General features: G+C 63.0%; 12 protein-coding genes. 8 read left to right on the plus strand and 4 right to left on the minus strand.

Annotated elements, in window-relative coordinates; genetic code table 11:
- The 3 genes from ACSU1G_RS34150 to ACSU1G_RS34160 all read left to right on the plus strand — a co-directional run.
- The coding region (locus tag ACSU1G_RS34150) for a hypothetical protein (protein WP_439286044.1) at positions 1 to 471 on the plus strand (471 nt) is incomplete at its 5' end.
- Positions 472 to 818: 347 nt separating this feature from the next.
- On the plus strand, positions 819 to 1286 hold the full coding sequence (purE, locus tag ACSU1G_RS34155; protein ID WP_439286115.1) for a 5-(carboxyamino)imidazole ribonucleotide mutase: 468 nt from the start codon (positions 819 to 821) through the stop codon (positions 1284 to 1286).
- Positions 1283 to 2734, plus strand: coding sequence for an LCP family protein (locus ACSU1G_RS34160; RefSeq protein ID WP_439286045.1), 1452 nt, complete (start codon positions 1283 to 1285; stop codon positions 2732 to 2734). The genes purE and ACSU1G_RS34160 overlap by 4 nt, the downstream gene beginning before the upstream one ends.
- 197 nt (positions 2735 to 2931) lie before the next feature.
- Here ACSU1G_RS34160 and ACSU1G_RS34165 read toward each other — a convergent pair whose 3' ends face one another.
- On the minus strand, positions 2932 to 3519 hold the full coding sequence (locus ACSU1G_RS34165) for a hypothetical protein (protein WP_439286047.1): 588 nt from the start codon (positions 3517 to 3519) through the stop codon (positions 2932 to 2934).
- Between the two features lie 150 nt (positions 3520 to 3669).
- Complete coding sequence (locus ACSU1G_RS34170) at positions 3670 to 5430, minus strand: DUF4012 domain-containing protein (RefSeq protein WP_439286049.1); 1761 nt, start codon at positions 5428 to 5430, stop codon at positions 3670 to 3672.
- A gap of 65 nt (positions 5431 to 5495) precedes the next feature.
- On the opposite strand from ACSU1G_RS34170, the gene ACSU1G_RS34175 reads away from it, so the two are divergent.
- The 5 genes from ACSU1G_RS34175 (at position 5496) to ACSU1G_RS34195 (ending at position 12853) form a co-directional block, all read left to right on the plus strand.
- Entirely contained in the window at positions 5496 to 6569 is a 1074-nt protein-coding gene (locus ACSU1G_RS34175) for a glycosyltransferase (RefSeq protein WP_439286050.1), read from the plus strand.
- A gap of 89 nt (positions 6570 to 6658) precedes the next feature.
- On the plus strand, positions 6659 to 9151 hold the full coding sequence (locus ACSU1G_RS34180; RefSeq protein WP_439286052.1) for an FG-GAP repeat domain-containing protein: 2493 nt from the start codon (positions 6659 to 6661) through the stop codon (positions 9149 to 9151).
- Between the two features lie 86 nt (positions 9152 to 9237).
- A complete protein-coding gene (locus ACSU1G_RS34185; RefSeq protein WP_439286054.1) occupies positions 9238 to 10176 on the plus strand; it encodes an ABC transporter permease in 939 nt (312 codons plus the stop codon).
- Positions 10173 to 10910: an ABC transporter ATP-binding protein gene (locus ACSU1G_RS34190; protein ID WP_439286056.1), complete on the plus strand. Its 738-nt coding sequence runs from the start codon at positions 10173 to 10175 to the stop codon at positions 10908 to 10910. Before ACSU1G_RS34185 ends, ACSU1G_RS34190 begins: the two co-directional genes overlap by 4 nt.
- Positions 10907 to 12853: a DUF6541 family protein gene (locus ACSU1G_RS34195; RefSeq protein ID WP_439286058.1), complete on the plus strand. Its 1947-nt coding sequence runs from the start codon at positions 10907 to 10909 to the stop codon at positions 12851 to 12853. The genes ACSU1G_RS34190 and ACSU1G_RS34195 overlap by 4 nt, the downstream gene beginning before the upstream one ends.
- On the opposite strand, the gene ACSU1G_RS34200 is transcribed toward ACSU1G_RS34195, so the two are convergent.
- Positions 12847 to 13200 (minus strand): DUF2304 domain-containing protein, encoded by a 354-nt coding sequence (locus ACSU1G_RS34200; protein WP_439286059.1) that lies wholly within the window; start codon positions 13198 to 13200, stop codon positions 12847 to 12849. The two genes, ACSU1G_RS34195 and ACSU1G_RS34200, sit on opposite strands and share 7 nt — an antisense overlap.
- Positions 13201 to 13202: 2 nt before the next feature.
- Positions 13203 to 13901, minus strand: coding sequence for a glycosyltransferase family 2 protein (locus ACSU1G_RS34205; protein ID WP_439286061.1), 699 nt, complete (start codon positions 13899 to 13901; stop codon positions 13203 to 13205).
- Positions 13902 to 13907 lie beyond the last annotated feature (6 nt).

The raw sequence follows: 13907 nt of genomic DNA on the forward strand, positions 1-13907 counted from the left end.
GCCTGTGGTGACCACGCGGACCGCGTCTTGCGCGTTCTCGGACCGGGCGGCAAGAGACGCGATCTGCAGGCGGGAGTGGTCATCGTTGAGTTGAAAGATCGCGACGACCCGTCCGTCCGCGAGCGTCCAGTCCGTTGCATCGATCTGCCAACACTCGTTCGGGCCGCATACCGGAACCGGACGTATGAGGTGCGGGGTCGTTTCTTCGGCTGGGCGGTGACGAGCCCGTTGCGGGTGAAGATCCGTGCCAGAGTCGCACGTGACGGGGAAGCGATTCCGAGCCGGTTCAGCTCGAACCCGACCGAGATGGGGCCATGGTCCCAGCCCGCCGCTTCCAACCGGGCCCGAGCCTCGATCGCAAGCGTTTCGATCGCCTCAGACGTTTTCCGCGGTGAGGTTCGTGGTCTGCTCGAGCGGGGCATCAACGCCTGCGGGAGGGCATCCTCCTGGATGCGTCTCCGCGTCGCATAGAACCATTCCCTGGACACCTTGTTCTCCGCGCAGAATCGGCTCACCGCCCCGCGCGGCGCGTCCTCGGGCCAGGAAGCGATGATCAACCGCAGATCAGTGCGAGAGGGGTCATAAGTCATCCCCTGATCGTGCAAGACGAGGAGAACTGTCAGGCAGGTCCCGAGACACAACTGTCAGAAAAGCACTGAGACTTCACAGCTCGATTTTCGCGTCGTAATGAGCCACAACTACCCACTCGCAAGCGGGGAAAGGGTGCGTTGTTCAGGGGAAAATAAGGAGCGGGAGATTAGCCTGGGGGAGTGACTGAGCCACTGCACTCCTCCGCTGTGCCCGTCGTCGGTGTCGTGATGGGGTCTGACTCCGACTGGCGCGTGATGAGCGACGCATCGCAAGCCCTGACCGAGTTCGGCATCGCGCACGAAGTCGAGGTCGTTTCGGCGCATCGCACACCCGACAAGCTCATGCAGTATGCGCGCGAAGCGCGTGGTCGTGGGATCCGAGTCATCATCGCTGGAGCGGGCGGTGCCGCGCACCTGCCGGGCATGCTCGCGTCGATGACGCCACTGCCTGTCGTTGGCGTGCCCGTGCCTCTTGCATACCTCGATGGGATGGACTCGCTACTCTCGATCGTGCAGATGCCTGCCGGCATTCCTGTCGCCACGGTGTCGATCGGCGGCGCGCGCAACGCGGGAATTCTCGCGGTCCGTATTCTTGGCGCATCGGATGACGCGATCGCGGACCGCATCGAGGGCTACGCGAAGACGCTCGAAGCTCAGGTCGCTGAGAAGAACGAACGGTTGAAGGACTCTCTGTGACCCTCGCCGCGCCACGCGCGACGGGCAGGTCCCGGAATCCGGTGATCGAGACGCGTCCGCTGCGCAACCCGGATGTCGCTGACCGTGCATTCATGGGAAGGCGTGGCTGGTGGCTGGTCGCGATGAACGTGCTGGTGCCTGGTTCCGCACAGGTTCTCGCCGGCGGCAATCGCAAGCTCGGCCGCATCGGCCTGGTCGCGACGCTTTCCAGCTGGTTTCTGGTTGTGCTCGTCGTCGTCTCCGCGGTCTTCTGGCGCCCCACACTCATCACCGTCGCCACGAACTGGTTCGTGCTGACCGCACTTCAGGTGCTCCTGATCGCATTTGCACTGCTGTGGGTCGTGCTCACCATCGACACAGTGCGTCTCGTTCGCATCGTGAGAGTACCGCCCATCTCACGACTGGCGATTCCCTTGGTGGCGCTGATTCTGCTCGGTCTCCTCAGCGGAGGAGCCGGTTACGCCGCGTCCGTCGCAGGGTCCAGCCGTGGCGTGATCAATGACATCTTCGGGCAGAGCGGGCCCAGCGTGGAGCCGAGCAACGGCTACTACAACATTCTCCTTTTGGGGGCGGACAGTGGCGACGGCCGCGATTCCATGCGTTTCGACAGCCTCTCCGTGGTGTCGGTCAACGCCACCACCGGTGCGGTGACGATCGTCGGTATCCCGCGCGAGCTCCCGCACGCGCCGTTCAGCGAGGGCAGCCCCATGCAGGCGCTGTACCCCGACGGCTTCCAGGGGCAGTCATCCTCGACGTGCGGATGGAACAGTTGGATGAACCACGTCCGCTACGCGGCCGAGGTCTGCCGCGACGACGAGGGAACAGGGCTGTATCCGGATGCGGCTTCGCACGGATCAGCGCCAGGAATCGAGGCCACCAAGGATGCGGCAGCGGGAATCCTCGGCATTGAGATCCCGTACTACATCTTCATCGACATGAACGGCTTTGCCGCCATGATCGATGCCCTCGGCGGCGTCGACATCAACGTCACGGAGCGTCTGCCGAAGGGCGGACCGCCCGAGGGCTGGACAGGCACCGACGTCAACGAATGGGCGATCGGCTGGATCGAGCCAGGACAGCAGCACATGAACGGCGACACGGCGCAGTGGTACGCCCGCTCGCGCTACACGACCGACGATTGGGACCGGATGCAGCGCCAGCGTGAGCTGCAGGTCGCGCTCCTGGATCAGTTCACTCCGCAGAACGTGCTGACCCGCTTCAACGAGATTGCGGCGGCCGGAACCGTGCTCATCGACACCGATCTGCCGAAGGACAAGCTTTCGGAGTTCTTCGAGCTGATGCTGAAGGCGAAGGAGCAGCAGGTCACGACGATCGAGCTCGTGCCGGAGTCTGGCATCGACGAGTTCAACCCGGACTATGCGTACGTGCGCGACCTGGTCCAGCAGACGCTGCATCCGCCGACCGAGACGCCGACGCCCACCCCGTGACGTATACACGTGGCGTATAGCCGCCACGTGTAGTCCGTTCCGGCGGCACGCCAATGGCCCACTGCTCCTCACCCCACGTCTGTGGTGGCGAACAGTGGGCCTTCCGGTGTGCACCGGACGGCACCGGACGACGACAGTCGGAGGGGGAGGGACTGCCGTCGCCCGGCGAGCGAACACCGCGAAAGCGGTGACGCGACCTAGGCGCGCTTGCGGCGCGTGGCACCTGCTGCGATGAGTACTCCTCCTGCCGCAAGGGCGACAGCACCGCCCCCGAGAACCCACGGCGAGACTCCGCCGCCGGTGAGAGCGAGCTCGAGTCCGCCACCGGTCAGCGGCAACTCCGTACCCACAGGGGCAACCCCGGGGTCGTGGTAACAGCTCACCGCGGCATCATGGCCTTCAGACACCGTGATCAGCGCGCTGTATGAGCGGCTGGCGGTGAATGCGAGCTCATAAGCTCCGGCGCCATCAGCGGGTGGACGGAACGAGAGCACCATCCCGCCCTCCGTGTTCGCGACGTTGCCCGAGTACGAGGCATTCGCAGCGTTCAGACCAGAGACTCCGACCGCGACGTTCTCACGGGGCTCGAAGTAACCGGAACCGAACACGACGGTCGAAGCTTCGCAGGTATCGACGACAGGAGAGTCGACGGTGACCTTCGGAGGCTCGGTGTACGAGTCGGCAGCGAACGGCGCGAGCTCATTCGGTGCAGCAGAGGCAACAGCAGGTGCGAAAAGCACGAGCGCGCCAGCGGTCAGGCTGATAACAGCCAGTTTCTTCAGCATGATTTCTCCCCCAGAGAGATACACGCGGAATCACATCCGAACACACCCCTGCGTTCGACTGCGTGGACCCTTCCTGCCCCCACGGCAAGATTGTAGAGTCCGATATTCCCCAGTGCTGTTGACATTAGCCCATGACGAAGGCGTTTGTCACTACTGGCAGACGATTTCCGTACGGACGATATCTGGGCTCTCGATCAAAGGCGTGTGTTGCACCCTCGTGAGACGGTCACCGGCGCCGGTTCCAATGTAGGAAACGGTGATTGTGGTCGACTCTCCAGGCGCGAGCAGAACGTCGTGCTGCACGACGCTGCGAGTGCCGAGTCGGGTCGTCTGCACGCCCTCCTCGGCGCCATCACGATCGATGGAGCGCACCTCGGCGCCCTCAGGGCCGTAGACAGCGATCAACGTGCGCACGTCACCGGCATCCACGCCGTAGTATCCGCCAGCAGTGACGTACTCCGGAAGCTCTTCCGCGGCGTTCGCGGGCGCGTTGTTCGTCCACGTCACCTGCACCTGCGTCGTTGGTTCTCCATCGCAGACGCCGACGGCCGTGCTGATGGCGGCATCGGTATAGAAGTTCATCTTGCCGCCGGTCGTGTCGTTGAACAGCACACCGACATAGGTGCCACGTTCGCCGTCCACAGGCAATGCACCACCGAGTGTGGATGCCGCGAGCAGCGACTCCTCCTCAGGATGGGCGCTCCAAATTCTGATCCGATCCTCGCCTGCCGATGCGGCGAGGGCACCGATCAGTTCCTGTGGTTCTGCGCCGCCGAGCGCCGCCGAGAAGAGAGCGTTCGCGGCCTGCGCGAACACCGCATCCTGCTCGACCGGATCGGGGAAGGTGGCGTAGAGCCCGGATAGCAGGATCGGGACGATCGTGTCGGCGTTCGCGGTGAAAGGTCCGAAGGCGATGTCTCCCGTCGCCTCGACCAGATGCTCGGCGACGATGGCGTCAATCGCGATGACTCCGTCGACGCTGTCGCCGAACTGTTGTTCCCAACGCAGAGCGAGTGTGGCGCCGGCTTCGGTGAAGTCCGGGATGCTGGTGATGTTCTGCATGTAGCGCCCAGGGCGGTCTTCGAACAGCGCGGTGGTGGAATCGCTCAGCGGCAGTGGCTCATCGAGTGGTGGGAAATCTCGAGTGGATGCCTGGCGCACAATGCTGATTGAGCCGTTCTCCGCACGAAGCAGTGCGAGCGATCCGACGATGCCGCCGCTGGAGCGGAGTTCTGCGTTGTTCTGCATCGCGACCACGTATGTTCGTGGCCCCTCGCCGCCGAGCATGGGTGGAAGCAACACTGATGCACCGTGCAGTGTTCCCACAACGGTGGCGGCCTCGGTGACGACGTCGCGCATCTTGTGTACGGCATCCGACAGCGGAGGCAGAGTCGCGTTGGCATCGATCTGCTGGGCTTGGGTGTCGGCGGCGCTGAGTACGGCGCTGGCGGCCGCGAGGGGGGCCTCGACAGCGGAGAGGGGAGCGAGGTCAAGAGTGGATCCGGTGAAGCCGAAACTGGCGAGATTCATGCTGCTCGCGACCTCGAGCACCGGGGTCACGGCGTCCGCGGCGATGCTGTCGGCGATCTCTGCAACCTCACGCACCGCCGTGAAGTTCGCGCCCAGCCAGGGGATGAACTCGAAACCGCGCCAGATGGGATCAGTGGTGAGACCGTGCGCTTTCGCGGCATGGCCCGCGATGCGAGGCGCAATACGCTCGGCCTTTTCCAGGTTGCCCTCAGCGATCGCGGTGCGCATCTGCGAGGCCGAGGCCTGGATGTTCTGCAGCTCGCTGACGGCGCTCGCTCCACGGATCACAACCCACCCGATGGCGAGCACCAGAAACGTCACCACTGCGCCGATGGTCCATCGCACCCAGCGTCGCCTGACCGGAAGTCGACCGTCGCTCACCTCAGCATTCAAGCACGAGGGGCGTCAGTCACGGGTTTTTCATATGCCACCGTTACTCTTTGGGTATGGGTGCCCAGTTGCGCGTCGTTCTCGACCAGATCGTGCAGATCGTCGACTCTGATCAGGCTGGTGCGTCTGCTGACCTCGCTGTCGGGCTCATCGCGACCGCGCCCAGAGGGTGTTCGGTCGAAGCGATCGTCCCATCAGGAGGAGCAGTCGACATCGCTGGCCTTGCTGGGGTGCGTTCGCTCGGACTGGCACGGCGTGAACTTGCCGCAACCTGGCAAATGGGCATCGCTCCCGGGGTCGGCGGCGGACTCATCCATGCGCCTACGCTCATGGCGCCGCTGATCAAGCACGACCGTCTGCACGACGATGACCAGGTCGCGGTGACGGTGTGGGATCTGAACGCCTGGGAAGCGCCGCAGACGCTCTCCAAGACGACTGTCGCGTGGCAGCGCGGGATGCTGCGTCGTGCTGTCAAGCACGCAGATGTGGTTGTCGTTCCCTCTCATGCGATGGTCGACCGGATCAGCCGGATCGCGAAGTTGGGCGACCGCGTGCGGGTCATCGCCGGCGCCCCGCCTGAGGGATTCTCCGTCCCTACTGATGCCGTCTCCCGCCGCAACATGCTGTCGCTGCCGGGGCGCTACCTCGTGCTCGCCGGCTCGCCTGAGGACCTGGAGCGTGGCTTCCGAGCGGCCGCTGCTGCCGATCTGGACGCGGTGGTATTGGATGCTGACGATGGTGCGGAACCCCGACTTGCCGAACTTGCCTCGGCTGCGGGACTTCCCGAGCGCCGCGCGCACATCCGCGGTGCGCTGTCGCGCGATGACCGCGCTGCGGTGCTCGGCGGAGCATCCGTATTCGTCGCGCTGAGTGCGCTGTCGGCGTGGCCGTGGCGGGCGATGGAGGCGATGGCGCTGAGCGTGCCGATCGTCGCCGTAGACAGCGGGGTGCACCAAGATGCGATCGCCGAGGGGGGTGCCCTGGTATCGGTCGATGAGATTTCGGATGCGGTGACAGACGCCGTCGGCGCCGGTTCGAAGCGCCTCGGCGTGCTGGCGGGAGACAGGGCGCGAGCCTTCTCGTGGGCAAGCTCCGCCGAACGTGTGTGGTCACTGCACGCCGACCTCTGATCGGCGCGGATCTCGCGGACATGCCGTTCCCCTGCGGGCCCAGTCGTGTCGAACCTGGATAATCGCACAACTTCAGTCACACTGGTTAGATGTCTCGACGCGCCCCCCGCTCTCGAAACGTGCTCAGGATCGCCCGATTCCTCACCGTCCTCGTCGCCGTCACCGCTGTGGTGGTCGGCACCGTGGCGCCGGTGACCGTGGCAACGGCATCCGCTTCGCAGAGCACGTCAGCCAGCCTCTCCCGCACATCGGCCAGCTCCGCACAGCTGAGTATCGTCAAGACCTCGTTGGACGGCTTCACGCCGGGCAACCTCATCAGCGATGCTGTGTTCACCAACGAGAACACGATGACCGAGGCTCAGATTCAGAGCTTCTTCAACAGCAAGGTGTCGAAGTGTCGAGCGGGGTACACCTGCTTGAAGGACTTCAAGATCACCTCTGTGACGCGTGCTGCCGATGCATACTGCAAGGGGTACAAGGGCGCCGCGAACGAGAGTGCTGCCCGCATCATCTATCGCGTCGCGCAGGCCTGCGACATCAATCCGCAGGTGCTGATCGTCATGCTCCAGAAGGAGCAGGGGCTGGTCAACCACACGTGGCCGAGCCAGTGGCGTTACGACATCGCGCTCGGGCAGGGCTGTCCAGACACCGCCGCGTGCGATCCCAAGTATGTCGGCTTCTTCCACCAGATCTATGGCGCCGCTCGCCAGATGCAGACCTACCTGGAGGGGCGGTACTTCACCTGGTATGCGCCGGGGAAGACCTGGAATCTTCGCTACCACCCGAACGCGTCATGCGGATCCTCGCCGGTCTACATCTCGAACAAGGCGACGGCGGCGCTTTACTACTACACGCCGTACCAGCCGAACGCTGCGGCTCTCGCTGCCGGATACGGCGAGGCGAACAACGCGTGCTCCAGCTACGGAAACCGCAACTTCTATAACTACTTCACCGACTGGTTCGGTTCAACGCAGACCGGCAAGCCGACCACACCGACGACGCCACCGGCACCGAAGCCTCCGGCCCCGACGACTCCTGCACCCACGCTCGGATCGATCGACACGTCATCGTTCGCCGTCGCGCTCGGTTCGAACGGGCAAGCGTGGGCGTACCCGTACGCAAAGGGCAAATGGGGCGCGAAGACACCGATAGCCTCCGGCCTCACAGGAGTCAAGAAGCTCATCGGCATCGCAGATCTTGATGGCGACGGGCACCGTGATCTGCTCGCCGTGGCAAAGTCCGGTCAGTTCTCGGTGCTGTACGGCAACGGAACGACGACGTTCGGCAAGCCCGTGTCGTTGTCCGGCGTCGGCGCCGGAGCAGTGCTCACAACCGGAGCAGGCGACTTCGACGGCGATGGGGTGCCCGACTTCTTCACCACGAACTCCGCCCATGATCTTCTGCTCTGGCGCGGCAATGGCTATGGTGCGTTCCTCAAGCCGATCAAGGTCGGTCGCGGTTGGGGCGCGATGAACCTCATCAGTGGCGGTGCTGACCTCTCCGGCGATGGCAAGGTCGATCTTCTCGCGCGAGACAAGAGCGGAAGGCTGTGGCTCTACCTCGGCAATGGATCAGGCAGCTGGGCAGATGGTTACCAGATCGGCAAGGGCTGGGGTTCGTTCCGGGATGTCGTCAGCATCGGAGACTTCACTGGAGATGGCAAGGGCGACCTGATGGGGATCGCCGCAAATGGTGATTCGCTGGTCTACGCCGGCACCGGCGGTGGGCGAATCAAAAACGGCGTGAAGGTCGGCACCGGCTGGGGCGCACTGGCCGTTGCTACCGGCGGCGCTCAGGTGAAATCTGTTCGCCCCCTCCCCACAGGCGTGGGAAACCTCGACAGCAGCGGTGGACGAGACGTGGTCGCCGTTTCTTCGAATAGCGATCTGCTTCTGTACTCAGGCAACGGAGCGGGCGGATGGTCCGGGTCACGTGTGTTGGGATCAGGCGGGTGGCAGAAGGAAGACCGGATGTATCCGATGGGGGATTTCAACGGTGATGGAATAGTCGATCTCGCGCGCATCGACGGATCTGGCAGCTTCCGGCTCCTGAGTGGTAGGGCCGACGGCACTTTCAGTCAGTCTGTTCCGATCGGGAGAGGCTGGACTTCGATCAGGATCATCGCGACCGGAATCGACTTCGATGGCGACCACCAGCCGGACGTGATTGCGAAAGCCTCGAATGGCGATCTGATGCTCTACCGGGGCAACGGCGCTGGCGGATGGGCAGGCAATAGCTCCAAGATCGGCAGCAAATGGTCGAAGATCGACATCGGCTTCTACGCCGGTGACTTTGACGGTGACGGCAAGGGAGACGTCATCGCTCGTGGCAAGGACGGCACATTGTGGCTTTATCCGACCAATGGGAAGGGCAGCTGGGGAACGGCGCGCCAGATCGGGCATGGCTGGGACAAGATGACCGCCATCGTCAGCCCGGGAGACTTCGACGGTGACGGCAAGAACGACGTTCTCGCTCGCACCGCAGATGGTCTGCTCTACCTGTATCGCGGCAATGGTGCAGGCGGATGGATCTCGGGCAGTGTGATCGGCCAAGGCTGGGACGGTATCGTCAGTATCGGATGATGTGCTGTCGATCTCGTCTCACAGCGAGGTGCCGTAAGCTGGTGGAGTTTGTGATGACTGATGTCGTCCCCGAGTGAGCAGGGCTTGTGACTGATACCCGAGATCTTTTCGTCAACGTCCCGCGTTCCGAGTTCGAAACCCCAGGCAAGAGCCGCGGGCTGATCGACATCGTGCGTTGGCGTTACTTGCTGAGCCTGCTCGTCACGACCGGTGTGTCGACGCGCTACCGCAACTCCGTGCTCGGTTGGACCTGGTCCTACGTGCGACCTGCGGCTCAGTTCATGGTCTTCTGGATCGTTCTCGGCGTCTTCATGAACCTCGATCGCGATATCCCGAACTACGCGGTCTACCTGTTCTCCGGCATCGTCGTGATCAACCTCTTCTCCGAAGGGTTCAAGAACGCCACGACCTCGATCGTGGGAAACGCACCACTCGTGCGCAAGGTCTTCCTGCCGCGTCAGTTGTTCGCTGTCTCCGCCGTCATCGTCTCGTTCGTGCACTTCCTCCCTCAGGTCGGACTCCTCCTGGTGGTCTGTCTGCTCATGGGCTGGATCATGCACCTGTCGATGTTCTCGATCCTCGCGATCCTTGCGGCGATGATCATCGTGATGCTGTTCTCGCTCGGTCTCGGATTGTTCTTCGGCGCGATCAACGTGCGGTACCGTGACGCGGAGAACATCGTCGAGCTGCTATTGCTGCTGGCCACCTGGGCGTCTCCGGTGCTCTACTCCTGGACGATGGTGCAGTCCGCTGTGGTTGACAAGCTGCATTGGCCGTCGTGGGTCGTCGATTTCTACCTGTTGAACCCGATCACGCAGAGTGTCGAGCTCTTCCACTATGCGTTCTGGCGACCAGCGACCGAGGGCATCGTCGCTGCCGCAGGTTACGACGGATTCCAGATGATGGAGATTCCTCCTGGGCTGGCATGGAATACGCTCTGGACGTTCCTCATTGCTCTCGCCACGCTGCTGCTGGGCCAGCTGGTGTTCCGGCGTCTCGAAGGAAGGTTCGCGCAAGACCTATGAGCGAGCAGACGATCAATAAGCCCAGCATCATCATCGATGGTGTCAAGAAGCGTTTCACCCTGAACCACGCCTTCTCTCTGAAGGACACCGTGGTCTCTTGGATCAAGCGACGCCAGCTCACCAGCCAGTTCGAAGCGCTCAAAGGCGTGGACCTCGTGATCGGTGAGGGGGAGTCGGTCGCGATTCTCGGACTCAACGGCTCCGGCAAGTCCACGCTCCTCAAACTCGTGTCCGGTGTGATGGAACCTGACGAGGGTCAAGTGCTCACTCGCGGACGCGTCGCCGGCCTGATCGAGGTCGGTGCGGGCTTCCACCCTGAGTTGACGGGGCGTGAGAATGTCTTCCTGAACGCCGCGATCCTCGGGATGAAGCAGCACGAGATCGAAGCGCGCTACGACGACATCGTCGCGTTCAGCGAGATCGAGCAGTTCATCGACCAGGAAGTGAAGCACTACTCCTCGGGAATGTTCATGCGCTTGGCGTTCTCCGTCGCGATCCACGTGGAACTTGACGTCCTTCTCGTCGACGAGATTCTCTCTGTCGGTGACGCGCCGTTCCGTGAGAAGTGCCGCTTGAAGTTCGAGGAGCTCATTTCTCGGGGCAAGACTTTGGTGGTCGTCACCCACGACATGGAGATGGTGCGTGAACTCTGTGTTCGAGGCGTGGTGATCAACAAGGGCAAGCTCATCTACGACGGTGAGATCGAAGGCGCCATCAAACTGGTGGACAAGTGATTCTCGACTGGATCAGCGCTGCTCCGGTCATTCTGGTCGCGGCCCTCGTCGTCTTTGTCCCAGGGCTTGTGTCGCTGGCAGCGGCAGGAATGCGCGGTCTTGCTCTGGTGGGGTTCGCCCCGGTGATGACCACAGCGGTCGCATCTCTTGCCGCCGTCGCTCTCAGCCTGCTGGGAATCGACTGGTCGGTGTGGAGTTTCGCTGCCGTTGTCGCGCTCGTCAGTGTTGCTGCCTGGCTGGTGGGCCGTTTGCTCCCGCTCGGCGGACAGCAGCGGCGTGCGACGCGGACGGCGAATCGCTGGTTGATGCCCACGGCTCTGGCCATCGGGGTCGTCATCGGCATCTGGCGACTGGCGTCGTACGTGTCTGATCCCTCCGCGATCTCCCAGACGAACGACGCGGTCTTCCATCTGAACGCGTTGCGATTCATTCAGGAATCGGGCTCGGCATCGTCTTTGGACGTCAACTCCTTCATCGGCGGTTCGGGCTTCTATCCGGCCGCGTGGCACGCACTTGCCTCCGTCATCGTGATGGCGACGGGTGCGAGCATTCCGCTTGCGGTGAACGCTCTCTCCGTCGTCATCGCGGCGCTGGTCTGGCCGGTGGGGCTGGCCTGGTTCGCCCGCGTCGCGACGGGTTCGACCGCGATCGCGTCCTACACAGCCATTCTGTCCGGTGCGCTGCAGCTGTTTCCACTGCTGTTGCTGCAGTGGGGAGTGCTGTACCCCAACGCGCTGTCAGTCGCTCTCATCCCGGCATCCGTGGCTCTTGTCCTGGTGCTGCCGTCGTGGTCGAGTGCGGAGCGCCCCTGGCGATCCGCACTACAGGGCGTCCTCTTCGTCGCGATCGCGACGAGTGCGCTCGTGTTCGCTCAACCTGCATCGGTTCTCATCTTCGGTCTGCTCTGCATGATCTGGTTTAGCTGGTGGATGCTGACGCGCACCACGGTTCCTCTCGCCATTCGCTTGGTGAGTATCGTCGCAGGCTGGATTGTGCTCGCCGGAGTATGGTTCGTCTTCTCCGGTAGCACGAGCGGATCGCATTGGCCGCCGTTCCGAGGCAAGTTCGACGTCTGGCTCGACATCCTCTTCAACGGCCAGCTGAGGATTCCGTTCGCGTGGGGCGTCAGCGTGCTGATGCTGATCGGGCTGGTCGTGGCACTGCTGCGAACGCGCTGGCGGTGGATCGCGGTCGCGTGGGCCGCAATCTCAGCGCTCTACGTGCTGGCAGCCACATTCGGGATCGCCATCGTTCGCGACGGCATCCTCGGTGCCTGGTATGCCGATCCATACCGGATCGCGGCACTTGCCCCGATCATCGTGATTCCGTTGGCAGCCATGGGCTTCGACGCGATCGTTCGTGTGGTCACAGCCCGCGGGCGGGCCAAGGGATCCGGCGCGGATGAGGCTCGTACGAAGACATCGGTCCTCGCAGTCACGATCATCAGCGTGCTCACCGTCGTTCTTGTGCTCGTGCGCCCGGTCTCGATGCCCGACTACGTCCTGGACCGGTTTGAACCGCAGCCACGCTACGAAGAGTCGGCAGTCAGCTATCTCAGCATGGATGAACGTGAGCTGTTGGAGACCCTCCCGAACTTCGTCGAGGATGGCGCCACAGTGATCAGCAATCCCAGCACCGGTTCCGGCTTCGGCTACATGCTCAGTGGGCTCGATGTGTACCCGCGCACCTGGGCACCGCCGACCACCGCTCACTGGCAGGAACTTGCGTCAGGTCTGCGTGACGCGGCCTCCGACCCGGCTATCTGCGAAGCACTGGTCACGTTCGGAAACCCCGAGTACGTACTCGATTTCGGACTCGGTGAGGCGTACTCCGGGCGCTATGAGATGCCGGGCATGACCGATTTTGCGGGTCAGGACGGGTTCGAACTCGTGACCCAGATCGGTGATGCTTCCCTGTGGCGCATCACCGCCTGCAGCTACTGACGACCAGCGTCGTCCTTTTCGACCGACTCGGCTTCCAACAGGGCGATCTTCCGTGCGAGCACCGTCAGTTGACGCTGCAGGACGGAATTGCGGCGATACTGCGTGTAGACGAAGGCCAGGAAGACGATGACGAGCCCGTAGAGGACCAGGTCTGTGCCTCGTCCGACACCGATCAGTTTGGCAAGCCAGGTGAGCCACTGCGGGAACAAGACCGACAGCACGGCGGCGATGACGAAGAGTCCCATCAGGAGTCGTCGGATCGCCAGGTGGCTGTCTGCTCCTGTGCGGCGCATCATGAAGACAGCGAGCACGACGATTGCTGCGATGAGCAGGATCTGGATCCACATGATCACTTCACCACCAGGTCGACGAGGATGTTCACTGCATTCAACACGCTCTGCCCCTTGGCTTTCGAATAGTCCGTGTAGAGAAGCTCAACCGGATACTCACGCCACGGCAGGTCGGTTCTGCTCAGCTCGAGCACGATTTCCGTTGCGTGCGCCATTCGATCCTGTTTCAGCTCGATGCGCTCAGCGGCGTCTCTACGGATGACGCGCAGTCCATTGTGCGCATCGGTCAATTTCAGGCTGGTCGTCATGTTCGAGACCCAGACGGCCGTTTTCAGGACGATGCGCTTGGCAAGACCGGGATTCGTCCGGTCATCCAGGAATCGCGATCCGAACACGATGGCGAGGTCATCCTTCCTCGCCAGCGCAACCATGGCCAACGCGTCCTCGATCCGATGCTGACCATCCGCATCGAACGTGACGATGAATTCGCAGGTCGGATGCCCCAGCGCAAACGTGATCCCGGTCTGCAGAGAGGCCCCCTGGCCGAGGTTGACCGGATGCTGGACGATTGTCGCGCCAGCGCGACGAGCAACGGCTGCCGACCCATCAGCCGAGCCATCATCGACGCAGACAACATGTGCGAAATGTGCCAGCAGCCCCTTGACGACACCACCGACGACTGACGCTTCGTTGTAGAGCGGAATGACAACCCAGGCATTCTGATCGGGTGAGGTGGATGCCGGGTGGTGCAAAGACATGGAACC

The sequence above is a fragment of the Microbacterium sp. A93 genome, from assembly GCF_051842835.1.

Coding starts and splice junctions, on each gene's coding strand:
- purE (WP_439286115.1), top strand. CDS start 819: ATGGGGTCTGACTCCGACTGGCGCGTGATGAGCGACGCATCGCAAGCC.
- ACSU1G_RS34165 (WP_439286047.1), bottom strand. CDS start 3,519: ATGCTGAAGAAACTGGCTGTTATCAGCCTGACCGCTGGCGCGCTCGTG.
- ACSU1G_RS34175 (WP_439286050.1), top strand. CDS start 5,496: ATGGGTGCCCAGTTGCGCGTCGTTCTCGACCAGATCGTGCAGATCGTC.
- ACSU1G_RS34180 (WP_439286052.1), top strand. CDS start 6,659: ATGTCTCGACGCGCCCCCCGCTCTCGAAACGTGCTCAGGATCGCCCGA.
- ACSU1G_RS34190 (WP_439286056.1), top strand. CDS start 10,173: ATGAGCGAGCAGACGATCAATAAGCCCAGCATCATCATCGATGGTGTC.
- ACSU1G_RS34200 (WP_439286059.1), bottom strand. CDS start 13,200: ATGTGGATCCAGATCCTGCTCATCGCAGCAATCGTCGTGCTCGCTGTC.
- ACSU1G_RS34205 (WP_439286061.1), bottom strand. CDS start 13,901: ATGTCTTTGCACCACCCGGCATCCACCTCACCCGATCAGAATGCCTGG.